Below are 1,173 nucleotides of genomic sequence, written 5' to 3'. Positions count from 1 at the left end.
ATCTTTCCTTTAAAAATATAATCATCTACCCAAGGGTAAACCATTTTCGTTCCTTTTATGGACCCCCCATTAATTAAAATACTTTTAATTGATAAATGATACGGTGTTTTATTATTGATTTTTATTCCATTATGCTCTTTTGTTAATATTATATTATCAAAATTTAATGGCTCAATATCGTTTGAGCGTAGGAAAAGTTTAAACTGTGAATTAATAATGATTTGCAATTCATTTTCAATACCCTCATCTTTAGGCGGTATTGATTTTATATTTAATAAAAATATTTTTTCTTGGTTAGATGAAAGTGGCTGACCTAAATACGCAATTCTTGCTGCCCCGTAACTATTCGGCTCAACACGGAATAAAGCTGGAGTTGCAATAAATGGCGCTTTAATGTCCTCATTAAACCCGGTCACCCAACTTTGGATTAAGAAAGGTTTTTTTTCATTACTATTAAAAATTGGAATTGAAATATCTCGTTTATTATCCATATAAACAAAACGAGTTCCACCTATACTGATCCCACTGGCTGATGCTAAAGAAACAAAGCAGAGACAAAATAAAATAGCTGAATAAATTATCTTCATATACATGCCAACATAACGTAAATATGGGTGACAAACGTCACCCAGCATATTATTGATATTGAATACTGTAAATTGCGCTGCTATTCGCTTGCCCCGCCGTTGCTGCACCTGTTGCTTTAAACGCTGCAACATACTCCAACTCTGCCGAATTTCCTGCTAAAACAACCTCTTTGGTATCTTCGTATAGTTTTATCTGAGATACTGCATTTTTTTCATACAATGCGATACCCACATTTTTTGCTGAACCATTGCCATGATGTAAAGCAAGAATATCTTGGTCAACAGCATCACGGTTTCCCGCGAAATTAACCGTGACTTTAGTATCAACAGGGCAATCCACCAGTTTAATTGTAAAATTCGTTAACCCAGCCATTTCTCCTGCGGAAGATAAACTTTTGGTTGATACACGGCCAAGATCTACATTTAAGTTACGTGATTGACTATCTACGGTACAAGCTTGCTCCGTTATTTCTCCCGTAAAATTAATTACACCAGAAGCAAACACTGCCGGTGCGATCGTGATAGCCAAACTCACTCCCAATAAATTTAGAGTTTTATTTAGAATATGCATAATTTTCCTATAAAT

At 34.9% G+C, this 1,173-nt stretch carries 2 protein-coding genes; both read right to left on the bottom strand.

All coding sequences use genetic code 11. The annotated features are described in order from the left end of the window. A partial coding sequence (locus tag JK188_RS17490; protein ID WP_249216046.1) for a fimbrial biogenesis chaperone occupies nt 1–719 on the bottom strand: 719 nt, incomplete at its 3' end. Further along, entirely contained in the window at nt 637–1,158 is a 522-nt protein-coding gene (locus JK188_RS17485) for a fimbrial protein (protein ID WP_211885483.1), read from the bottom strand. The genes JK188_RS17490 and JK188_RS17485, both read right to left, overlap by 83 nt. Nucleotides 1,159–1,173: the final 15 nt, after the last annotated feature.

The organism is Providencia sp. JGM181 (genome assembly GCF_018257375.1).
Lineage (GTDB): Bacteria > Pseudomonadota > Gammaproteobacteria > Enterobacterales > Enterobacteriaceae > Providencia > Providencia lanzhouensis.
This window is presented reverse-complemented; position numbering and strand designations above follow the sequence as displayed.

Coding starts and splice junctions, on each gene's coding strand:
- JK188_RS17485 (WP_211885483.1), bottom strand. CDS start 1,158: ATGCATATTCTAAATAAAACTCTAAATTTATTGGGAGTGAGTTTGGCT.